The 23,516-nt window shown below is 35.6% G+C and carries 14 protein-coding genes; 10 read left to right on the top strand and 4 right to left on the bottom strand.

Translation table 11 applies throughout. The annotated features are described in order from the left end of the window. Positions 1-17 precede the first annotated feature (17 nt). The 4 genes from KHA98_RS12335 to KHA98_RS12320 form a co-directional block, all read right to left on the bottom strand. Positions 18-2,234: a molybdopterin oxidoreductase family protein gene (locus KHA98_RS12335; protein ID WP_213258236.1), complete on the bottom strand. Its 2,217-nt coding sequence runs from the start codon at positions 2,232-2,234 to the stop codon at positions 18-20. A gap of 211 nt (positions 2,235-2,445) precedes the next feature. Next, entirely contained in the window at positions 2,446-3,495 is a 1,050-nt protein-coding gene (locus tag KHA98_RS12330) for an MFS transporter (protein ID WP_213258235.1), read from the bottom strand. Between the two features lie 28 nt (positions 3,496-3,523). Continuing rightward, a complete protein-coding gene (locus KHA98_RS12325; RefSeq protein ID WP_213258234.1) occupies positions 3,524-5,116 on the bottom strand; it encodes a magnesium transporter MgtE N-terminal domain-containing protein in 1,593 nt (530 codons plus the stop codon). Positions 5,117-5,131: 15 nt separating this feature from the next. Further along, positions 5,132-6,604 carry an MFS transporter gene (locus KHA98_RS12320; protein WP_213258233.1) on the bottom strand — a complete coding sequence of 491 codons (1,473 nt, stop codon included), beginning with the start codon at positions 6,602-6,604 and terminating at the stop codon, positions 5,132-5,134. A 924-nt stretch (positions 6,605-7,528) separates the two neighbouring features. On the opposite strand from KHA98_RS12320, the gene KHA98_RS12315 reads away from it, so the two are divergent. From KHA98_RS12315 to cysK, 10 genes are all read left to right on the top strand, one after another. Further along, on the top strand, positions 7,529-10,660 hold the full coding sequence (locus tag KHA98_RS12315) for a SusC/RagA family TonB-linked outer membrane protein (protein ID WP_213258232.1): 3,132 nt from the start codon (positions 7,529-7,531) through the stop codon (positions 10,658-10,660). A 17-nt stretch (positions 10,661-10,677) separates the two neighbouring features. Continuing rightward, positions 10,678-12,150, top strand: coding sequence for a RagB/SusD family nutrient uptake outer membrane protein (locus KHA98_RS12310; RefSeq protein WP_213258231.1), 1,473 nt, complete (start codon positions 10,678-10,680; stop codon positions 12,148-12,150). A 196-nt stretch (positions 12,151-12,346) separates the two neighbouring features. Then, positions 12,347-14,263 (top strand): arylsulfatase, encoded by a 1,917-nt coding sequence (locus tag KHA98_RS12305; RefSeq protein ID WP_213258230.1) that lies wholly within the window; start codon positions 12,347-12,349, stop codon positions 14,261-14,263. A gap of 263 nt (positions 14,264-14,526) precedes the next feature. After that, positions 14,527-15,597 (top strand): sterol desaturase family protein, encoded by a 1,071-nt coding sequence (locus tag KHA98_RS12300; RefSeq protein ID WP_213258229.1) that lies wholly within the window; start codon positions 14,527-14,529, stop codon positions 15,595-15,597. Between the two features lie 9 nt (positions 15,598-15,606). Continuing rightward, positions 15,607-16,320, top strand: a complete 714-nt coding sequence (locus KHA98_RS12295; protein ID WP_213258228.1) for a thioredoxin domain-containing protein — start codon at positions 15,607-15,609, stop codon at positions 16,318-16,320. A gap of 194 nt (positions 16,321-16,514) precedes the next feature. After that, positions 16,515-18,131 carry a sulfatase-like hydrolase/transferase gene (locus tag KHA98_RS12290; protein WP_213258227.1) on the top strand — a complete coding sequence of 539 codons (1,617 nt, stop codon included), beginning with the start codon at positions 16,515-16,517 and terminating at the stop codon, positions 18,129-18,131. A 118-nt stretch (positions 18,132-18,249) separates the two neighbouring features. Further along, positions 18,250-19,509: a YeiH family protein gene (locus KHA98_RS12285; protein ID WP_213258226.1), complete on the top strand. Its 1,260-nt coding sequence runs from the start codon at positions 18,250-18,252 to the stop codon at positions 19,507-19,509. A 540-nt stretch (positions 19,510-20,049) separates the two neighbouring features. Beyond that, positions 20,050-21,705, top strand: a complete 1,656-nt coding sequence (locus tag KHA98_RS12280) for an arylsulfatase (protein WP_213258225.1) — start codon at positions 20,050-20,052, stop codon at positions 21,703-21,705. Positions 21,706-21,735: 30 nt separating this feature from the next. After that, positions 21,736-22,557 carry a serine O-acetyltransferase EpsC gene (gene epsC / locus KHA98_RS12275; RefSeq protein WP_213258224.1) on the top strand — a complete coding sequence of 274 codons (822 nt, stop codon included), beginning with the start codon at positions 21,736-21,738 and terminating at the stop codon, positions 22,555-22,557. A 15-nt stretch (positions 22,558-22,572) separates the two neighbouring features. Next, entirely contained in the window at positions 22,573-23,484 is a 912-nt protein-coding gene (cysK, locus tag KHA98_RS12270; RefSeq protein ID WP_213258223.1) for a cysteine synthase A, read from the top strand. The last annotated feature ends 32 nt before the right edge of the window (positions 23,485-23,516 follow it).

The raw sequence follows: 23,516 nt of genomic DNA, 5'->3' as shown, positions 1-23,516 counted from the left end.
GGTCCTTTTTTTATAGATTAAACACTTGCATAAGCTTCAGATTCTTTGGATGACGGTGCAATATCTCCTTGCGGAAATAATTGGCATGCACATACTTTAAACTCCGGAATTTTAGAAATTGGATCTAAAGTTCCCGGTGTTAATTGATTGGCTGATTTATGTCCGGGCCAGTGATACGGAATAAATACAGTATCTTTTCTAATGGTTTCAACAATATTGGCCGGAAAAATTCCTTCTCCCCTTCTGGTCACCACTTTTACCAATTCTCGTTGTTTGATTTTATAATGTGCCGCCATTTCGGGATGAATCTCCACCATTGGTTCCGGAAACTGATCGACTAATTTTCCGATTCTTCGGGTTTGAGTTCCACTTAAATATTGTGAAACTACACGTCCGGTTGTTAATGTTATCGGATATTCTTCGTCTGTAACTTCTCCAGGTAATTTGTATGGGGCGGGATTAAAGTGGGCTTTTCCATCAGGAGTTTTAAACTTTTTATCTTCCCATAATCTTGGAGTTCCCGGATGATCTTCTGTTGGACAAGGCCAGAAAACACCCATATTTTCTTCTACTTTTTGATAAGTAATTCCGAAATAATCTGCTGTTCCTCCTTTTGAAGCAACGCGCAATTCATTAAAAATTTCCTCGCTGGTATCGTAAGTAAATTTATCTTCTTCTCCTAATCTTTTGGCAAGCTCCAATAATATCGAAGTATCTGTTCTCGCTTCTTCCGGAGGTGTAACGGCTTGTCTAATACGGATTACACGACCTTCTGCAGAAGTTGTTGTTCCTTCTTCTTCTTCCTGTAAAGATCCTGCCAAAACAATATCGGCATGTCTTGCAGTTTCATTCAAAAAGAAATCAATGCAAACGTAGAACTCTAATTTCTCGAGCGCAGAACGCACATAATTATTATTTGGAAGTGAAACCAACGGATTAAAACAAATGGAGATTAATCCTTTTATTTCGTCTCTGTGAATGGCTTCGATTATTTCATAAGCTGTAAGCCCTTTTCCAGGCATATCTTTTTCATCGATTCCCCATACTTCAGAAATATATTTACGATGTTCCGGATTTTCGATATCTCTGTTTCCAGGCAATTGATCGCATTTGTGTCCGTGCTCTCTTCCTCCCTGACCATTTCCTTGTCCGGTAATGGTTCCGTAACCACAATAAGGTCTACCGATTCTTCCTGTAGCCAAAACAAGATTAATACAGCCTAAAACATTATCAACACCTTTTGAGTGATGTTCGATACCACGCGCATGCAGTAAAAAGCTTGTTTTTGCTTTTCCCCATAATTCGGCTGCGGCTTTTATTTTTTCTTTATCAATTCCGGTAATTTCTTCTGCCCATTCTAAAGTATACTCTTTTACGGCATCTATAGTTTCCTGAAATCCTGAAGTATAATTGTCGATAAAATCATGATCAAGCATATCGTGGTCTACTAAATATTTTAGCATAGCACCATAAAGAGCAGAGTCTGTTCCGGGTTTTACATCCAGATGAACATCAGCCGTTCTTGCCAGCGGAATCATTCTTGGATCAATTACAATCAATTTGGCGCCGCGATCCCTTGCTTTCCAAATCCAGTGTGTCAAGGTTGGAAAAGTTTCACTAACATTTGCTCCCGTTACGATAATAACTTCTGCATATTCTAAATCTGAATAATTATTGGAAGCACGGTCTAAACCAAAGGCCTTTTTATTTCCGGCTCCTGCACTTACCATACAAAGCCTTCCGTTGTAATCCAGATTTCTTGTTTTTAAAGCTACACGGGCAAATTTTCCAACTAAATAACTTTTCTCATTGGTCAATGAAACTCCCGATAACATCGAAAAAGCATGTTTACCATATTTTTCCTGAATTCTTTTTATTTCAGAAACGGTTTTATCCATTGCATCATCCCAGGAAACTTTTTCAAAACCTTTTCCTTCTACTCTTTGTATCGGATGCAAAAGTCTATCAGGGTGATTATTTTGTAAATAGCGTTGTACTCCTTTTGGACATAAACGACCTTCATTAAAAGGAAATTCCATCCAGGGCTCAAAACCAACTACTTTGTTTTCTTTTACCATTAATTGAATTCCGCATTGCATTCCGCAGAAACAACAGTGCGTTTTTACTACCTCATCCGGTTCATCTCTTCCGTCATAACCATCAACTGGCGCATAGTTTTTGTGTGGTCCAAAATCTTCAATAATTTTTTCGATTGATACGGGTAGTTTTGCCATGCTTTTTTTTGTTTTTTTGTTTCATGTTCCAAGTTTCAAGTTATTTGAAGAACTTGAAACCTGGAATGTGAAACTTGAGACTATATTTTTGTTTAATGTTTCAAGTTATTCGCAGAACTTGAAACTTTTTTTCTTTTGCGTTTGAGTGAGAACTTGAAACTTGAAACCTGAAACCTGAAACGTAAAACATGATACTTGAAACTTTTAAAAATTATCCAAATAAATTTCCGCCTTCTAGTCTGGCTTTTAAATGTGCTTGTGCCAGGCGTGATCTTTTTCCTTCGGGACTTAAATCAAGGTGCGATGTTCCATCTTCGTGTGTAAAATCAAAACCTAATTGTTTGGTTACGGTTTTTAGATCATCTATATGAAGTTTTGTTGCGAACTCTTCTCCTGTATGCGGACAAACCGCCATTCCTTTTTTGATTCCCTCTTGTTTATAGATATGTGCTCCAATTTGCGCAGGACGCTGAATGATATGGAAGAATTTTCCAAACGGAATCCAAATCAAAAACATAATAACCGTTACGGCATGAATTACGGCTAAGAAATCATATGCAAATCCTTTCATGAACTGATAAGAATAAGTCAGACATAATCCTGTTACTGATATGGCAATCAATAAAATTAGCGGCAATAAATCACCTTCAAATGTTTGTGTTGCAATTAATCCCGGATTGGTTAATCTTCTTCTTAAATAATAAACTGAACCTATTATCACCAGCCATGAAGACCAGTTTAAAGCATGAAATATCAGGAAGGCCAAAAACGACCCAATTTCGAAATCCATCATTTTGAATCCGAAGAAATGCGCTTCGTAGATTGAAATTGAATTTGGTGCCAGTGAAAAGTGAATCCATCCAAACGTAAGCGGAATGGTGATTGCAAAAGCAGATAAACATCCCAAAGCAATACAAAAATGGGCAAACCAGCGGTATTTACTTCTGGGATAAATGAATTTCTGCAACGCAATATTTTGTACTGATTCTTTTCCTAAGAACCATAAATGAGAAAACACTTTTCCTGTAAAAAGAAATTTAATACTTCTTTTAAAATACATCCATGTTGGTGGTCGCTGTAACCAGACTGTGTATCGATACACAATTCCGAAGAAAGCGAAAAGAGTTCCGAATAAATAGGTAATCAGTGCTGCATCAAAGTTTTGAAGTTGTCTGGAACCTAAAAACACAAATAAAATTGTAAGTACAGAAACTAATGTAGCAATAAGAAGGGCCTTGGTATTATATGTTTTGTTTTTCATCCTGGATTTAAATTCAATGATTACTTATTTAACTTGGTTTCTCACAATTCTTACGATTATAGAACCACCAATTGATACCTGTAGCTAATATAGTAAAAAAAGCAACACCAATAAAGAATTGATTTACAGTTCCGTTAGCAGAAATGTTATTTCCTATTAATTTAGAAAAGATAAAAGGACCAAAAGCGGCAATTGCAGCAGTCCAACCAATAACTCCGGCAGCCTGACGTGCATTTTCTTTAAAAATAATCGGATATTGTCTAAATGTACCTGCATTACCAATTCCGGTAAAAAAGAACATTGCTAAAATCACGGTTACAAAAAGCGGAAACTGCTCCATACTTGTTGGCGCTACCAATCCCTCAGTTACCAATAGTATAGATCCTGCTAAAATTCCCAAACCTGTAATAGTTGTTAAGATAGCTCCACCAACTTTGTCAGCAACAAATCCGAAAGCAATTCTGCTTGCTGAACCAATTAATGGGCCGTAAAATGCATATACCAAAGGATCTGGTGCATTTGGGAAATCTCCGTATAGAAATTTAATCATTAAAGGAAAAGCAGCTGATAATCCGGCAAAAGTTCCAAAAGTCATAACATACGTAATAGTACAATACCAGGTATGTTTATTAGAGAAGATATCTAATTGTTCTTTTACTGAAGCTTTCATTGGGATGCTTCGCAAATAAAACCAGCTTACAAAAGCCATAATGATTAGGAACGGTGCAAACCAAAATGCTGCCGACTGCAGGTAAATTGGTTTGTTTTTTACTGCTGTGTTTTCGGCGCTGATGTTATTTATTATTTTTTCAGCCAATTTTGGATTTGCATTAGCAATTGCTTTGGCTTTTGCTTTAACCGGAAGCGAAGTAAACAGCACTACATTATCTTTAGAGTTTACGGCTGTGCTTACAGAATCAATTACATTTTTCTTTACGTTAGAAAGTATTTTGGTTTGAACATCGGTGTCAAGGGCAGCAAAAACTTCTTTTTGTTTTTCGATTGATGAATTTTGAAAAACAACCAAAGTCTCTTTAGGGTCGATACTTGTAAATACAGTTGATGCTCCAAAAATTCCAACACTAATAATTAAAGGAGTAACAAATTGTGCCAGAGAAACTCCAAAATTTCCAATTCCTGCTTGTATGCCTAAGGCGGTTCCTTTTAATCTCTGTGGAAAAAACAAACTTGTACTTGGCATATAAGACGAGAAATCTCCTCCACCAAAACCTGTCGTAAAAGCCAAAACTGCAAAAACCCAGAATGGTGTATTTACATCCATAATTGCAAAACCAATCCCAATTACAGGAATTAATTTTATTGCCGTTGCAAATGATATAATATGTCGTGTTCCAAATATTGGAAGCAGAAACGTGTGAATGATTCTTAAAAAACCAGCCGCTAATCCTGGAATAGCTGTTAACCAAAAAAGCTGATCTTTACTGAAATTAAACCCTAATCCTGGTAATTTAACAGCTATAACACTCATCATAAACCAAGACGCGAATGATAATACTAGTGTAATTGTTGTAATTATTAAGGTTCTCCAGGCAATTTTACTTCCGTCAGAATTCCAATATGCATCATCTTCAGGATTCCATTTATCTAACCAAGTTTTCATATCTATTTTATTTAATTATTTGTCTTCTATTTCTCTTGTAAAATCAGGCGTTTTACTTCGCATTGCATTTATGATTGTTCTGTGCATCCATATTAAACAAAGTACAGACACGACGAATATGAATATCCATGAACTGGTCCAGAGTCCGGTATAATTAAGGAGATACCCAAAGATTATCGGTCCAAAGAATCCGCCTAATCCGCCAATCAATCCAACCATACCTCCTACTACACCTACTTCATTAGGAAAATATTCCGGAATATGTTTGTAGACCGCTGCTTTTCCAATTCCCCATGAGATTCCTATCAGGATTACCAAAACCACATAAACCCAGAGATTAGCGCTGAAGTTGATTTGCGTAATCCCGTGTGCCAACAGTTCTTTCTTTTTAACTTCCTGATTTTGTTTGACCACAACTTCCTGCCAGGATTGTTTTACAGGAAAAACAGATTCTTTGTTATCCTGAATTTCTTTTTTGGAATTGATTTGATGTACTTTACCATTTACAAATACTTTATCTGCCGAAATTTCTGTAACTACACCATTGGTTGCAGACATTACTCCCGAACCTGCTGTGAAGATTTCCATCTTAGGAAACATTAATAAAAAGCTTATAATGATGGAGGAACCCAAAACCCAGTACATGACCTTTCTGGCACCAAATTTATCTGAGAGATAACCTCCAAAGGCTCGGATAACACCTGATGGCAAGCTAAACATGGTGGCAAACATTCCGCCCATTACCAGAGTTGTCTTGTAAACATTCATGAAATTAGGAAGAAGCCATTGTGAGTAGGCCACAAAAAAACCGAAGACTAAAAAATAATAAGCTCCAAAACGCCAAACCCTCATTTTTTTAAGCGGTGACATTAATTGACCCATCGTTTTTGAAACGCCCTGATTGGTTTTGTTTTTTGCGAAAACGATAAAAAGTATACCAATAACAACAAGAGTAACAGCGTAGATGACTGGAAGCATTTTCCATCCGTTTAGCGGATCTTTTTCTGATAGATTATTTAATAAAGTAGGTGCAATAAAAGTGGTAATAGCTGCACCGGCATTTCCCATTCCGAAAATTCCGAGTGCTCGTCCCTGCCATTCTTTAGGATACCATATAGAAGTATAACCGATTCCAACTGCAAAACTGGTTCCTACCAATCCGAAGAAAAAGCTTAAAACGGCAAAACTCCAGAATGAACTTGCAAAAGGCAGTAAAAAAAGTGGAACTGAACATAATAAAAGTAAGATAGAAAATACAATTTTCCCTCCATATTTATCGGTTAAAATACCTATAGGAAGTCTGAATACAGAACCTGAAAGAATAGGAATTCCTAAAAGCCAGCCAATTTCTACAACATTAAAACTGAATATTCCTTTGTCGGCCAGAAAAGTAATTAAAACACCGTTGAGTGTCCAGCAGGCAAAACATATTGTAAAAGCAAGCGTGTTAAGAAATAAGATTCGGTGAGATTGAGATAAGGAACTCATAAAAAACCATTTAAGATTACTTGTATATATTGAGAATATATTCTCTCAATTATCCAAGCAAAATTATAGTCTTAAATTCCTACAAAGAATGATATATATCATGTAAAGACTTTTTTATCTTTAATCTAAATTTAAATACATTCTTTTTTGAAGAAAATCGTAATCTAAGAATCTAATTTGGCGTTTTTTATGCTTTTAAAGCTTTAATTCTTATGTCCTAAATTATTACAAGTAAGGAAATTAAATGAAAAATAGTACATTTTTGAAATTTATAAATATTAAATCTTAACATTAATAAAAAAGAAAACAAAACACAACTATTTAATTTTCAACTTATTAAAAACAAAACATTATAGTATTCTTCTAATTTCAAAATTGAATTTCAAAAAAAATGCTATAAATTTTTGGTTTTTATTATATTAAAATTAACTTTGTCTATAGGATTAGTAGAGTTTAAAATAATTTTTGAAACCAAAAAAACTATATTTTGAAAACAACCGAAAGCATATCGTATTACATTCTTCCTAAAAAATATACTTATAACACTTTTTGTTATATGTGCTTCTGTTGCTAATTCCCAACGCAATTACTTCGTTATGCAGATTGATTTTATAAATCTGGAAACGAAATCTAAATTTCACCACAAGATTACTTTTATCGAATTACAACAATCTGATTGATGCTTGTTTTGCATTAAAAAGGTTTTTGAATATACCTATATTTTAAAAAGAAAATAATTAACCAATTAAAAAAACTAAAATGAAAAAAATGCAAAGCTGTTGCTGTAAATAAAAAAAGCCATTTCTGCGGCAACAGAAATGGCGAGGCTTAAAGAATATTTATCACTAAATCAAGGAAACACTCAGAGGGTTGAAAAATCAGCTCTCAAGGCGCCTTGTTAATTACTTAAACCATTACAAAGAAATGAAAAAAAATTTAAAAATATATTCAATATTATTTCTGTTGCTACTGACGGCGGGAATTAATGCTCAGAATACAAAACCCCTTATTCAATCCAAACTTGACGGAACAGTTGTAGATGATATTACAAATCAACCCATTATAGGTGCATCGGTAGTCATAAAAGGTACTACGCACGGAGTTCAGACGGATGCTGAAGGAAAGTTTTATTTTCAAACCGGTCAAAAATTTCCATACACTTTAATCGTAAGCTACATTGGATACAAAAAAACGGAAATTATTGTTGATAAAAACCCAGTCACTATCCACCTAAAAGAAGAACGTCAGGAATTAGACGAATTGGTAGTTGTGGGTTACGGAACTCAAAAGAGAAAAGACATTACGGGTTCTGTTGCCTCTGTTCCAAAAGCCAATTTAGCACAAGTAACCTCATCGGCAGATAATTTACTTAGAGGTGCAATTCCTGGTGTGGTAGTTACGCAAAGTTCGGGACGTCCCGGAGCATCTTCAAGTGTACGTATTAGAGGTGGAAACTCAATCACAGCGGGTAATGAGCCACTGTATGTATTAGATGGTATTTTGATTTACAATGATAATAGCAACAGCACGGCAGGAGTTGCTAATGCGGGAGCTACAATAAACGTACTTTCTACTATTAATCCTGCTGATATCGAATCGATTGAAGTTTTAAAAGATGCTTCAGCAACGGCAATCTATGGATCACGAGGAGCAAATGGTGTTGTAATAATTACGACTAAAAAAGGCACAAAAGGACAAGACAACATTTCGTATCAGGGCTATTTCGGATTTCAAAATGTTTCTAAAAAATTAGATTTAATGAATGCCAGCCAATGGGCAAGTTTACGAAATGACGTTCAGGCAAGTATTGGACAAGCGCCTTCTTTTACTCCGGCACAAATTGAAGCACTAAAAACTTCAGGAGGTTATGACTGGCAATCGGCTGTGTTTAGAACTGCGGCACCAGTTCAAAATCATCAATTGACATTTTCAGGTGGAGATGATCGCTCAAGATATACGATTTCTGCGGGATATTTTGATCAGGACGGAATTGTAATTGCTACCGATTTTAAACGTATTTCGTTGCGTGCTAACTACGAAAAAAACTATTCTCAGGCCTTTAAATTCGGAGTAAATGCAAACTATACCAATTCAACTGCAAACGGAGTTGGAACTAATGGCGGAGCAAGCGCCGGACGTCAGCCCAATCCATTAGTTGTTGCTTTGTATCAGCCACCTGTAGTACCAATTAAAAATCCTGACGGAAGTTATAATTTAACGAATAATCCATATTCGACAGCTGTAAATGGCATTATAGGAAATCCAATTAATGATTTGGAAAACACTACTAACGAAACCAAAATCAACAGAATCCTAACCAGTTTATTTGGTGAATATAAAATAACCAAAAAATTGGTTGCAAAAGTTGCTGTAAGTGGAGATGTTATTGATACAAAACAAAATTACTACGCTCCATCAACTACTACTACAGGTGCAGGAACAAAAGGTTTGGCTTCTGTCGGCGAAAGAACAGTAAGTACGGTATTGAATGAAAACACCCTAAACTACAATACTACTTTTGGTGAAGATCATAAATTCTCAGCTTTGGGAGGTTATACACTACAATACACTAAAGGTGAAGTAGTAAATGCGGGATCAAATACTTTTGTAAATGATGCTAATACTTATAATGCGCTTCAGGATGGTGTTGCTGTAAAACCGTATAGTGATGCATTTGAAAGTGTATTAAAATCATGGCTTGCAAGAGTTAATTATTCTTATAGAGGAAAATACAACTTAACACTTTCTGCCCGTGCGGATGGTTCGTCAAGATTTGGTTCAGAATCGCTTTGGGGATACTTTCCATCGGCTGGATTTTCATGGAATATTACCGATGAAGATTTCGCTAAAAATATAAAAGGCGTAACCGAAGCTAAATTAAGAATTACAGCAGGAACAACAGGAAATCAGGAAATTGGAAACTATCTTTCATTGGCTTCAATGGGTTCTGTTAATTATGCCTTTGGAGGAACTTTACAAACGGGTCTTGCTCCTACCCGACTGGCCAATCCGGATTTGAAATGGGAAAAAACAAATCAGTACAATATTGGTTTAGACTTATCCTTATTCGACCGAAAAATCAACTTTGTTTTTGATGCATATTACAAAAAAACAAACGATCTATTAATCAACGTTCCGGTTCCATTAACTTCTGGTTATGCTACAGTGCTTCAAAACATTGGAGGTGTTGAAAATAAAGGGATTGAAATTGGTTTGATTACAGAAAACATTAAAACAGAAAACTTTTCATGGAATTCTAATTTTGTTTTCTCTGCCAATAAAAATAAAGTTGTCGCAATAGGAAATGGTGTCGATCAGTTTTTTCCAGTTGTTCCAAACGGTTCTTTATTACAACAACAACCTGTAATTGTAAAAGTCGGATTGCCTCTCGGTACTTTCTGGGGATATAAAACAAACGGCATTTTCCAGACTCAGGAAGAAGTTAATACACAGCCAAAAATAAACAGTTTAGCGAATACTAAAGTTGGAGACAGAAGATATGTCGATACCAACGGAGACGGCGTTATTACTGCTCTTGACAAAGGAGATTTAGGAACTTCTCAGCCAAAATTTGTTGGAAGTTTCAGCAACACAATTTCTTATCATGATTTCGATTTAAATTTCTCTTTTCAGGGATCTTATGGAGGTAAAATATTTAATGCTTTAAACCAACAATTGGAAATTTCAACATTAGGAACAAACGCTTCTGAAGCTCTTGTAGATCGCTGGACTCCAACAAACCCAAGCAATGAAATCCCGAGAGCATCAAGTTCTCCTCTAGGAATAGTTTCTGAGCGTTATGTAGAAGATGCTTCTTTCTTACGATTAAAATTAATCACGCTTGGGTACACGCTGCCAAAAAGTGTTTCTAAAAAACTGGGAACAAAAAGCGTGAAATTTTATGTCTCTGCCGAAAACCTGATTACATGGACAAAATACACTGGTTATGATCCAGAGGTAAGTTCATACGAACAAAATAACTTATATCCGGGAATTGACTTTGGTTCTTATCCAAACTCAAAAACATTCATCTCGGGTCTGAACGTAACATTCTAAGTAAAAAAAAATATAAAATGAAAAAGATATTAATAACACTAATAATAAGTGCAGGACTCTTTATTTCGTGCACCGATCTGGAGGTAACACCAACCTCTTTTGTAACCGAAGACAATTATTTTAAAACTCAGGACGATGCCGTTGCCAGCGTTACTGCAGTCTATGCATCCTTAAGTTTAGATCCGGGAGAACAAAGTTTGTTTGGAAGAAATCTATACTTCCTGACCGATATGGCTACTGATTATGCGGCAGCCGGAGTTTCTGCAACAAATCCTCAAGTTAGGGCTTTGAGCAGTTTGACACATGATGCAACCTCTGATCGTGTTCAAGTAGCTTGGAGACAAATTTACGCTGGAATCAACAGAGCGAATGTTTCAATTGATAACGTACCGAAAGTAGCCGGAACAGAAGCAGTAAAAACAAGATTAGTAAACGAGGCAAAATTCATTCGAGGGTTATTGTACTTTCAAGCAGTTCGTCTTTGGGGCGGTGTTCCAATTGTTTTGCATGAGCCAACTTCTATTCAATTAGAAAGTTTAAAATCAAAAAGAGCGACAGTTGATGAAGTTTATGCGCAAATTATTTCAGATTTAAAAGATGCTGAAAGTCTGCCTGCTGCTTATCCTGCTGCCGATGCCGGACGAGCCACTTCCGGAGCTGCAAAAGCGATTTTGACGAAAGTCTATCTGACAAGAAAAGATTGGCCAAATGCTATTACAAAAGCCAAAGAAGTAATCAATGGTGGTTACGGATATGCTTTGTTTGAAAACTTTCAGGACATCTTTACTAAAACGAAGAAAAACGGAAAAGAGCATATTTTCTCTGTACAGTTTGAGCCAAATCAGGCCGGAAATGGTTCTAGCGGAAGTACTTTTCAGGCAACATCTTTCACTGGATTTACTGCTACTGAACCTGCCGATATTATTTCAGATGTAGCTTTATTTTATGATATTTATGCTGCTGGCGATATCCGAAGAGATGTAAGTTACGGGAAACAATTACTGAATCCTGCTACCGGAACCTTATACACTTTCCCGAAACCAATCTTCAAAAAATATCTGGACATAAGCAATCTGGCAACTCCAGCCAATGTCGCAATCAATTTTCCGGTAATACGTTATGCAGACATTTTATTGTCTTTAGCGGAAGCGATAAATGAACAAAGCGGACCAACTGCCGAAGCGTACGAATTGATTAATCAGGTACGAAGAAGAGCTTTTGCAAAACCAATTACAACGCCAGATGCAACAGTTGATTTAGCTGGATTAAATCAAACCACTTTTAGAGCGGCAATTCAGGAAGAACGCAAAAAAGAATTTGTTCAGGAAGGGCAAAGATGGTTTGACCTGGTACGTTGGGGAACTCTGGTTACAGAAGTGAAAAAAGTGACGGCTAAAAACTCGGTTTCAGAAAGAAATAATCTTTATCCGATTCCACAAAGTGAAAGAAATATTGATCCGGTAGGTTTACCTCAAAACCCTGGATATTAATTTTTAAACACATAGAAACATAGATTTTTTTTTTGACTAATAAAGAGTTTAGAAAGAAACTCGTTTCTCACACATAGATTGGCTATGTGCATTTAAACAAGTGAAACGCCTTTCATCAATTGCAAAAACTATGTTTCTATGTGTTGAAAATAGCCCTAAGATAAAAAGATTATATAACTATTAAAACTATAAAACAATGAAAAAATTTAAAAATAGCATCGCAATCAAAAGTCCGAAAAAAGGGCTTTTGATTACCGCTTTACTAATTGCACAATTAGGAATAGCACAAGAAAAACAAGAGTTTAAAGGTACAATAGGAAAAACTTTGGCAGATTCTAAGGAATATTGGCCAGAGCCTGTAAAGGCACCAAAAGGCGCACCAAATATTGTTTGGATTTTATTAGACGATGTAGGATTTGGAGCATCAAGCGCTTTTGGAGGTTTGATCAATACGCCAACTTTTGATAACCTTGCAAATAACGGTTTACGTTATACTAATTTCCATACAACAGCAATTTGTGCTCCAACCCGTGCTGCTTTATTGACTGGAAGAAATTCAGGAAGAGTTCACGTAAGCGGATTTTCTCATACTATTTTATCAGCCGGATTTCCGGGTTGGGACGGAAGAATTCCTTCTGATAAAGGAACAATTGCAGAGATTTTACGTGAGAACGGTTACAATACTTTTGCCGTTGGAAAATATGGTGTAACTCCGGATGAAGATGCAACCGATGCAGGACCGTTTGACAGATGGCCAACCGGAAAAGGTTTCGATCATTTCTATGGATTCTTAGGTTCACAAACCGATCAGTACAATCCGGATTTAGTAGAAGATCAGGTTCATATTAAACCAGACGGACGCCACTTGAATGAATTAATTACGGATAAAGCCATCAGTTATATTCAAAAACAACAAAAAGCCGCACCTGGAAAACCTTTCTTTTTATACTATGCTCCGGGAGCAGTTCACGCACCTCATCAGGTTGCTGAAAAATGGAGTGATCAATACAAAGGAAAATTTGACGAAGGTTATGATGTTTACCGTGAAAAAGTATTGGCAAACCAAAAGAAATTAGGTGTATTTCCACAAAACGCAGTACTTCCGGAGCGTAATCCGCTTATTACAGATTGGAAAAAACTAAGCCCGGAACAAAAGAAAGTGTATGCAAGATTCATGGAAGTTTACGCCGGATTCCTAACGTATACTGATTATGAAATTGGAAGAGTTGTAAACTATTTAAAAGAAAGTGGTCAGCTTGACAATACTTTGATTTTTGTTGCCATTGGTGATAACGGAGCGAGTAAAGAAGGAACTTTACAAGGTACAATCAACCAAAATTTATTTGCTCAGGGAAAAACGGATGAAGAAAATCTTCAAAGCAACTTAAACAATATTGGAGAAATTGGAACTGCAAAAGGTTTAAATACTAATTATCCTTTAGGATGGGCTCAGGCTACGAATGTTCCTTTCAAAAACTGGAAACAAGACGCACAATCTGAAGGCGGAACTCGTAATCCTTTGATTGTATTTTATCCAAACGGAATTAAAGACAAAGGTGGTATTAGAAATCAATACAGTCACGTAACCGATTTACTTCCTACAACACTAGATATTGTTGGAATTAAAGCACCGGAATACATCAAAGAAATTAAACAAGATATTATTCAGGGTTCAACTTTTAAAGCATCTATAGATAATCCAAAAGCGGAATCATTGCACAAAGTTCAGTACTACTATATTTTTGGTAACAGAGCTATTTATAAAGACGGATGGAAAGCCGGAGCGGCGCATTTACCAGATTCATTTGCTGTAAAAAAATCGTTTGGAAATAATGAAAAACCTGCCCCAAGTAATTTTGATACTGATGTCTGGGAACTTTATAATCTAAACGAAGATTTTAACGAACGTAATGATCTTGCTAAAAAATACCCTGAAAAATTAGCCGAACTTAAGAAACTGTTTGATGAACAAGCCAAAGAAAACAATGTTTATCCATTGATCGACTGGCAGGATGTTTACAATAGAAGAATCCACAATACCGGAGCTGATAAAAACAAAACAGTTTCCGATTTAATCAAACAGGCAACAAAACCTGGAGGAAGTTCTAATTAACTTTTATACCCAACCTGCAAGGTTTTCAAAACCTTGTAGGTTTCAAAATATTCATCAAAAACTTTAATTGATTTAAAGATTGAAAAATCATACCTACAAGGTTTTGAAAACCTTGCAGAACATAAAACGAACTATTATGAAACGAGTAGATTATGAAATTATAGGAAAAAAAATTGTCGTTGGGGCAATTTTATTTTTAGTTCCGCTGGCCATTTTAGCCGGAGGATTAGCGCTAATTAATCAATTTTTAAAATAAAAAAATCATGGCAACAGTACAAAACTCTAAATTAACAAGAGACTTGACTATTAGTTTCTTCATTTATTCCTTGCCCGTGGTGGCAATATATCTTTATTTTAAATTAAGCAACGGCGTTATTGCCGATTCACATATAGAAATACCATCCTTTTTAGAATTTGCACAACCTGCTTTTGCAAATATCAGAACCTGGGGATTAACAGTGTTTATGATCGTCCTGGGAATTATAGAATTTGCAGCAGGTTTATACGATGATCAATGGACAGGCGAAGAACGCAAAATTGATATTGTTTCCTTTTTAGCGCCAAAATTACTTTTGCCACCTATTATTGCTTTTTTCAGCTTAACCGCTTTACCTTATTTAATTCCGAATCTCGAGAATTCACTTTCATGGGTTCCGTTTTGGGGAGGATTTTTCCTAATTGCCATTGCCGATGATTTAACACAATACTGGTACCATAGATTGCACCATCAGGTTCCGTTTTTATGGCGTTTTCACAGAACACATCACTCTGCTCCTTATATGGGAATGGCGATGGCTTCAAGACAAAACTTTATTTACACCGTTTTCTTCTCTCAAATTTATTTGACTGCAACTTTAACGTATTTAGGTTTAGGATTGCCTGCATTGTTTGTTTTGGTTATCAAAAGTTTCATCACTTTGGGTGCACATTCGAGCATTGCGTGGGACAAACCATTTTACAAATACAAAGTTTTACATCCAATTGCATGGGTTTTAGAAAGAGTAATTTCAACTCCGGCAACGCATCACGCGCATCACGCAGATACAAGCGGAGACGGTGTTGGGCATTTTAAAGGAAACTTTGGGAATATGTTTTTTATCTGGGATATGATCTTCGGAACAGGATTAATTACGCGAAAATTCCCAAAATCATACGGTATGAAATCATACAAACAAGAAGAATGGTACGCGCAGTTTTTATGGCCAATATTTAAATCTAAAAAAGAGGGAAGTGCCTTGGCTGATGGAGTTCTATCGGTTCCAGTAAAACCAAAAGTAATTTTGGCTGAAGAAATAGCTACACCAGTATTAGAATTAGAACAGGTACAATCTTAAAAATTAATTATGAAAAACCGAGTTTTAAAAAATAGTATAACAGCAATTGTATTTCTATTTACAATTGCTGTCTCTTCGCAAAATAAAAGTGGAAATACGGTCTCTTTAGATTCATTTTACACTAAAATCCAAGGTCAAAAAAATCCGCAGATTATTGATGCCAGAGGTCCTGAAGAGTTTGCACTGAATCATATTATTGGTGCTGTAAACTTTAATTTAGAATCTAAAGATTATGCCAAACGAATTGCTGCTTTAGATAAATCAAAACCTGTATTTACCTACTCTATTGGCGCAGGAAGAAGCGTCTGGCTTGCTGACGATTTATTAAAAAAAGGTTTTAAAGAAGTTTATAGTCTGGAAGGTGGAATTGCAAACTGGATTGGCGGTGGAAAACCTTATTTCGCCAATTCAAAAAGCAAACTAACATTAGCAGAATACAACAAAATCGTTACCGAAAACAATACGGTTCTCGTTGATATTGGATCTGTTTATTGTGGCGCTTGCAAAAAAGTAAAACCTGTTTTGGAAACCATAAAAGCGCAATATGGCGAAAATCTAAAAATCGTAGAAATTGATTTAGAAGATAATACACAAATTATTGCAGATCTAAAAACCATAAAAGTTTTTCCGACTTTGATTTTATACAAAAACGGCAAAATTATTTTCAAAAAAGAAGGTTTTGAAAATTTGAAAAATGATGTCGATGTGGCTTTGGCTAAGTGATCTTTTTTGATACAAATGGCTGAAAAACGTCCAGTTTGTCATTTCGACGGAGGAGAAATCACACTCGTTTATCGACAAAGATTGGTGACTTGCTTTGCGGAATTTCTAGTGTGATTTCTCTCCCGAAGCTTCGGGATCGAAATGACAAATTAATACGCCCTAAAAACTTAATTAAAACTAACAAACCAAGAACTATGGCAAAATTTAAATTCAATAAAAAGATAGTTATACCCATTCTGATTGTACTTTTTCTGTTAGCTTTATTTCTTTTCTGGCCAATAAATACAGACGGAACTTTAATAAAAACAGACCAAAAATTAGCCGAAGGAAAAGCAGTATTTCTGGCAAAAAAAGACACTTTAAATTCAGAAAAAAAGCCCAATATCATTATTCTTCTGGCGGATGATTTAGGAAAATATGATATTTCGCTTTACGGTGGAAAAGCAACACCAACACCGCAAATTGATTCTCTTGCAGCTTCCGGAGTTACTTTTGCCGATGGTTATGTATCCGCTTCAATTTGTTCACCATCGCGAGCCGGATTACTTACGGGGCGCTATCAGGAACGTTTCGGACATGAATATCAGCCAGGCGACCGATATCCAAAAAACAATCTGGAATATTATGCTTTCAAGTATTTGATCAACACTAATAGTTGGAGATTAAATGATAAAATCAATTATCCAAATGAAGCTTCAATAGCAACGCAAGGTTTGCCACAATCTGAAATTACTTTTGCCGATTTAGCCAAAAAACAAGGTTATAGCACAGCAATCATTGGAAAATGGCATTTGGGGCATAACAAAGGATTTTTCCCATTAGACAGAGGTTTTGATTATCACTATGGCTTTTATCAGGCATTTTCACTTTACACACCAGAAGATGATAATCCGGATATTATCAATCACCATCATAAAGATTTTACTGATAAAATGATTTGGGGAAATGGTCGCGTCGGAATCGGACAAATTCGCCGAGATACTACCATCATAAAAGATAAAGCCTATTTAACCGAAACATTTGCTGATGAAGCCGAAGCTTTTATCGATAAAAATAAAACAAAACCGTTCCTGCTTTATGTTCCGTTTAATGCGCCTCACACGCCTTTTCAGGTTCGTAAAAAATACTACGACCGTTTCCCAAATGTAAAAGACGAAAACAAACGTGTTTATTTTGCCATGATCAGCGCATTGGATGATGCAATTGGAAGAATCAGAGCGAAGGTAAAAAAAGAAGGTCTTGAAGAAAATACGATCATCATTTTTGCCAGCGACAACGGTGGTGCCGATTATACTTTTGCGACAACAAATGCGCCATTAAAAGGCGGTAAATTTTCGCATTTTGAAGGCGGTGTAAATGTTCCATTTGCACTTTCGTGGAAGGGGAAAATTAAACCTCATACAGTATATAAATCGCCTGTAAGTACTTTGGATATTTTCAGTACAATTGCTGCAGTTACACATTCTGGTTTACCTAAAGATCGGGTTTATGACGGAGTCAATTTAATTGATGTCGTAAATAACAACAAAGAAGCGCATAAAGAATTATACTGGCGTTCCGGCGATGCAAAAGCAATCAGAAGTGGTGAATGGAAATTAATTGTCAGTGGTAAAACACACGAAACTTGGCTGTACAATTTGGCAAAAGACAAATCGGAAACAACAGATTTAGCTGCGAAAAATCCGGAAAAAGTAAAAGAATTACAAACTGCTCTTCAAAATTGGGAAAAAGGATTGATAAAGCCGCTTTGGCCTAACCTGACATATTATGAATTCGATTTTGGAAAACAAAAATATTTTGTCGATTTGTAAATTAAAAACAAGCATCCTGCAAGGTTTTCAAAACCTTGTAGGTTTGTTTATTCAATAACTTTACTTATAACTAATACCTACAAGGTTTTGAAAACCTTTCAGGAAATAAAAAACTACAATGTCAGCCACAACAAAACAATTTACCCTACACGAAGACTGGACAGTCGTAATTTTGGGATTTTTAATTATTGGTATTTCCCTTTTTATTTTTCTTCCTGAAGTTTCTGTTTTCAGCTGGTCTGCTATTTCCGATTTAACGACAAAAGTCTTTAATTTTGAAAATCTAAAAATCCTCTTTTTACAATTCCTATATCTAATTTCTATTGGAGCTCTCGGCGCATTTTTAATTGGAAAATCAGTAAAATATTTCCTTTTTACTTTTCCTGTTGTTTATTTCTTAACGCTTATTGCGTTGCTAATTGCCGGAAATTCAGAAATAAAAGCACTCAACTTAGAAGCCGTAATTTTCAGTCTTATTATTGGTCTAATAATTGGAAATTTCTTTCAGCTTCCTGATTGGTTTCGTTCTGCGCTTTCTACCGAAATTTTCGTAAAAATCGGATTGATATTATTAGGAACCAGTGTCATCTTTTCAGACATTCTAAAAGCAGGTTTACTAGGATTATTTCAGGCTTTAATTGTGGTACTTTCTGTTTGGTATTTTGCCTTTTGGCTTTGCCGAAAATTAAAAGTTGATGATGAATTAACCATGATGATTTCCAGTGCAGTTTCTATTTGTGGCGTTTCGGCAGCTATCGCAACATCTGGTGCTATAAAAGGCGATTCTAAAAAATTATCCTATGTAATTTCTATCGTTTTGGTAACTGCAATTCCCATGATGATTTTTATGCCCATAATTGCCCGTTATTTTAATTTCCCCGATGAAGTAACAGGGGCCTGGCTCGGAGGTAGTATTGACACTTCTGGCGCGGTCGTGGCTTCCGGAACTTTGGTTGGCGAAACAGCATTAAAAATAAGTACTATCGTAAAGTTTTCTCAAAATGTTTTACTTGGATTAGCTGCTTTTACAATTTCTGTTTACTGGACTTATGCACATAACAAATCGGCAGAGGCTGTAGATTCAAAACCAACATTAAGTGTAATTTGGGAACGTTTTCCAAAATTTGTCATTGGATTTATTGCTGCCTCGCTCCTATTCTCTTTTTTTATAACTCCCGAAGTTCGGGATACTGTTAAAGACAGTTTGAAGAATTTACAAGGAATTTGGTTCGCACTAGCTTTTACAAGTATTGGTTTAGAAACTAACTTTAAGGATTTATTCCAAAACAACAGCAGGAAACCTCTGTTGGCCTTTTTGATTGCACAATTATTTAATGTGATTATTACGTTGATAATTGCCTTTTTGCTTTTTAGCTAATTCTGCGATTAATTATTACAATTAAATTATAAAATTGTTGTTGTTTTATTTCTTTTACAAAAAACAAAACAAACAGCTAATAATCAATGAATTAAATACATAAAAATCTTATCTTTACTTCTCGTATTAATTTTTTATCAAAAAAAAATACAGTTTCATTTGCATATTACAATATTAAATATAACTTTGTCTATAGAATTAGTAGAGTTTAATATTTAAAACTTACATTTTGAAAACAACAGCACTTAATACGTCTTACATTCTTCCTAAAAAATACACATACAACAGCTTTTGTTATATGTGCAGCTGTTGTTAATTCTCGCATTCATTCGGTATGACTTGGTTTAACTCAAACTCGAAACCAACTCATCATTTTCATCTAAATTTCGCTTATTTATAACTATCTGATTCAGTTCGTATCACACGATGCTGTGCTATAATTATATTTTAAAAAAGCTTAAAATAATTTCTGCGGCAACAGAAACCATCTGATTAAAGAACATTTATCGCTTAAACAACAAAAACAAAAAGCATCTTAAAATGAATACTAAAATTACACAATTATTATTTTCTGCTTTCCTTACCGGAGCGGTCAGTTTTATACAAATAAATGCACAGAACTCAGCAAAGCCAAATGTTATCCTTATTCTGGTAGATGATATGGGATATTCTGATTTAGGGAATTATGGTTCAGAAATTAAAACACCAAATCTGGATAAATTAGCTACAGAAGGTTTGCGACTTCGCGAATTTTACAACAATTCTATTTGTGCGCCAACCAGAGCTTCATTATTAACAGGTCAATATCAACATAAAGCAGGAGTTGGTTTCTTTGATGTAAATCTTGGATTGCCAGCGTATCAAGGTTATTTAAACAAAGAATCTTTGACTTTAGGAGAAGTTTTCCGTTCAGGCGGTTACAGCACACTTTTATCTGGAAAATGGCATGTAGGTTCTGAAGATCAGGCGCAATGGCCCAATCAAAGAGGTTTTGATAAATTTTATGGAATCTTAAAAGGCGCCTCCAATTATTTTGATACCAAGCCTTTGCCTTTTGGAAAAACACCTTATCCGGTAAAACTAATTCGTAACAATGAAGAACTGCATCCAAAAGACGATTCGTACTATTTTACAGATGAAATAGGAAATAATGCAGTCACTTTCTTAGACGAACAAAATAAAGAGAACAAACCTTTCTTTCTTTATTTGGCATTTACCGCTCCACACTGGCCTTTGCAGGCAAAACCAGTTGACATTGCCAAATATAAAGGCAAATTTGATGAAGGCTGGGATATTTTAAGAGAAAAAAGAATAGAGAAATTAAGAGCCAGCGGTATTTTACCTCCCAATCAAACTATTGGTCCAAGAGATCCTGAAGTTCCAGAATGGAGCAAACTAACGTATGACGAAAAACAATTCTGGAAAGCAAAAATGGAAGTTTATGCTGCAATGGTGGATAATATGGATCAAAATGTGGGTAAAGTTCTGGAGAAATTAAAAGCACTTAAAAAAGATAAAAACACGCTGATTATTTTTATCTCAGATAATGGCGCTCAGGGCGGATTTAATACCTACAACCCATTAGGAAGAGGTTTGGTTAGAAATGATGGACCGGTTGGAACTTCGGGATCATTTGATTATCAGGAACAAAACTGGGCCTATTTATCGAATACACCTTTACAACAATATAAAAATAATATGCACGAAGGAGGTTTCAGCTCGCCGTTTATTGCATGGTTTCCATCAAAAATAAAAGCGGGAAGAATTGATAAAGGAACCGGACATATTATTGATCTTGCTCCTACTTTCTATGAACTGGCAGGAATTCAATATCCAAAAGAATACAATGGTGTAACGGCAAATCCGCTTCCGGGGAAAAGTCTGCTTCCTGTTTTATTTGATAATGTTTCTGAGGTTGACCGAGGCGCACCATTATTTTGGGAAAGAGCAGGAAACAGAGCCGTTCGTGATGGAAATTGGAAATTGGTTTCTATTTATCCTTCTTACGAATGGGAACTTTATAATCTTGAAACAGATCGTGGCGAAACCACAAATGTTGCACAACAAAATCCGGGAATTGTGAACAAGCTTTCGGCTTCTTATTTTGAATGGGCAGATAAAACCGGAGTTGTTGAATATAGTAAATTCAAGCTTAAACCAGAGACAATGCCTGGCGGGGCGGCACTTAAGAAATAAAACAAATTTCTAACTCTAAAACAATCGATTATGAGTTCATTTTACAAAGAAATAGCAAAACAGCATCAGGATTTAGTAATACTGCCTGAAAAGAAATTAATTCATCAGTTTATTGATGACCTGTTTATTATTTTGTTTTCAAATACCTCTAAATCATTTGAATCAGAGGAAACAATCAAATATAAATTCAAGCTATTGGAAAAACAATTTGATGAACTAGTTTTAGATTTTTCACCAAAAAGCGATCAGAAACAACAAACTGAAATCTTTTTTAGAGCAGTCCCTCATTTACACAAAAAAGCATTAAATGATGCACTAACCATTTATGCAAAAGATCCGGCTGCAAAATCTCTGGAAGAAGTGCTATACTCCTATCCTGGCTTTTTTGCCATTTCGGTTTATCGCTTTTCACATCAATTGTGGGAACAGGATTTAAAACTTCTTGCAAGAACAATTTCAGAATATGCGCATATCAAAACGAGTATAGAAATTCATCCAGGAGCAGAAATAGGAAGCGATTTTGCAATTGATCACGGCACCGGAATCGTGATTGGCGAAACAACCGTTATTGGCAATAATGTACAAATTTATCAGGGCGTAACGCTGGGCGCATTAAGTGTAAAAAAGGAAGAAGCATTTATAAAAAGACATCCAACAATTGAAGACAACGTCATAATATATGCCAACAGCACTATTCTTGGCGGTCAGACTACTGTGGGAAAAGATTCTATTATTGGAGGAAACGTCTGGCTAACTTATACTGTGCCATCCAATTCGGTTGTTTATCATAAAAACGAAATTAAAATCAGGGATAACAATCCTTTTCCTGCGCCTATTTTTTATTCTATTTAAAATATCAAAACTCACATGAAATATCAAAACATTTTAGAAACAATCGGAAACACTCCGCACATTCGATTAAACAAACTTTTTAAATCGCACGAAGTCTGGATTAAACTGGAGAAATCGAATCCTGGATCGAGTATCAAAGACCGTATCGCACTTTCTATGATTGAAGATGCAGAACAAAAAGGACTCATCAATGAAGAAACCACTATCATTGAACCCACTTCGGGCAATACAGGAATCGGACTTTCATTAGTCGCAGCCGTAAAAGGTTATAAAGTAATTGTGGTAATGCCGGAATCCATGAGTATTGAACGCCGAAGAATTTTAAATGCGTATGGTGCAGAATTCGTTTTGACTCCACGAGAAAAAGGAACTTCAGGAGCAGTAGAAAGAGCAAAAGAATTAGCGGCAACAATCAAAAATTCATTTCTTCCATCACAATTTACCAATCCTGCGAATGTTGCGATTCACGAAAAAACAACGGCTTTGGAAATTCTTGCAGACTTTCCGGATGGCATTGATTACCTAATTACAGGAGTTGGAACCGGTGGACATATTACCGGAGTTTCTAAAATTTTGAAACAGCACTTTCCTAACCTGCAAACTTTTGCTGTTGAGCCAGCTTTGTCGCCGGTCTTAAGTGGTGGACTTCCTTCTCCTCACCCATTTCAGGGAATTGGAGCGGGCTTTATTCCGGAAGTTTTTAATCGCGAATATGTCGATCAGATTTTAACGGTAGATAAAAACGAATCATACAGTTTCACTAAAAAAATAGCCAAAGAAGAAGGAATATTTGCCGGAATTTCAACAGGAGCTGTACTTGCTGCCATATCTAAAAAGCTAAAAGATATTCCGGAAAATGCTGTAATCCTGACTTTTAATTACGACACAGGAGAAAGATATTTATCTGTAGATGAGCTATTTGATTAAAATTATGAATAACTTTAAGCAAGCAAAAAATA

Origin of the sequence: Flavobacterium branchiicola (assembly GCF_018383905.1) — a bacterium.
Lineage (GTDB): Bacteria > Bacteroidota > Bacteroidia > Flavobacteriales > Flavobacteriaceae > Flavobacterium > Flavobacterium branchiicola.
Note: the sequence above shows the minus strand (reverse complement) of the source record. Positions and strands in the feature narration are given on the sequence as shown.

Excerpts from the sequence above, each read along its gene's own strand:
- KHA98_RS12335 (WP_213258236.1), bottom strand. The coding sequence starts at position 2,234 with ATGGCAAAACTACCCGTATCAATCGAAAAAATTATTGAAGATTTTGGA.
- KHA98_RS12330 (WP_213258235.1), bottom strand. The coding sequence starts at position 3,495 with ATGAAAAACAAAACATATAATACCAAGGCCCTTCTTATTGCTACATTA.
- KHA98_RS12325 (WP_213258234.1), bottom strand. The coding sequence starts at position 5,116 with ATGAAAACTTGGTTAGATAAATGGAATCCTGAAGATGATGCATATTGG.
- KHA98_RS12320 (WP_213258233.1), bottom strand. The coding sequence starts at position 6,604 with ATGAGTTCCTTATCTCAATCTCACCGAATCTTATTTCTTAACACGCTT.
- KHA98_RS12315 (WP_213258232.1), top strand. The coding sequence starts at position 7,529 with ATGAAAAAAAATTTAAAAATATATTCAATATTATTTCTGTTGCTACTG.
- KHA98_RS12310 (WP_213258231.1), top strand. The coding sequence starts at position 10,678 with ATGAAAAAGATATTAATAACACTAATAATAAGTGCAGGACTCTTTATT.
- KHA98_RS12305 (WP_213258230.1), top strand. The coding sequence starts at position 12,347 with ATGAAAAAATTTAAAAATAGCATCGCAATCAAAAGTCCGAAAAAAGGG.
- KHA98_RS12300 (WP_213258229.1), top strand. The coding sequence starts at position 14,527 with ATGGCAACAGTACAAAACTCTAAATTAACAAGAGACTTGACTATTAGT.
- KHA98_RS12295 (WP_213258228.1), top strand. The coding sequence starts at position 15,607 with ATGAAAAACCGAGTTTTAAAAAATAGTATAACAGCAATTGTATTTCTA.
- KHA98_RS12290 (WP_213258227.1), top strand. The coding sequence starts at position 16,515 with ATGGCAAAATTTAAATTCAATAAAAAGATAGTTATACCCATTCTGATT.
- KHA98_RS12285 (WP_213258226.1), top strand. The coding sequence starts at position 18,250 with ATGTCAGCCACAACAAAACAATTTACCCTACACGAAGACTGGACAGTC.
- KHA98_RS12280 (WP_213258225.1), top strand. The coding sequence starts at position 20,050 with ATGAATACTAAAATTACACAATTATTATTTTCTGCTTTCCTTACCGGA.
- epsC (WP_213258224.1), top strand. The coding sequence starts at position 21,736 with ATGAGTTCATTTTACAAAGAAATAGCAAAACAGCATCAGGATTTAGTA.
- cysK (WP_213258223.1), top strand. The coding sequence starts at position 22,573 with ATGAAATATCAAAACATTTTAGAAACAATCGGAAACACTCCGCACATT.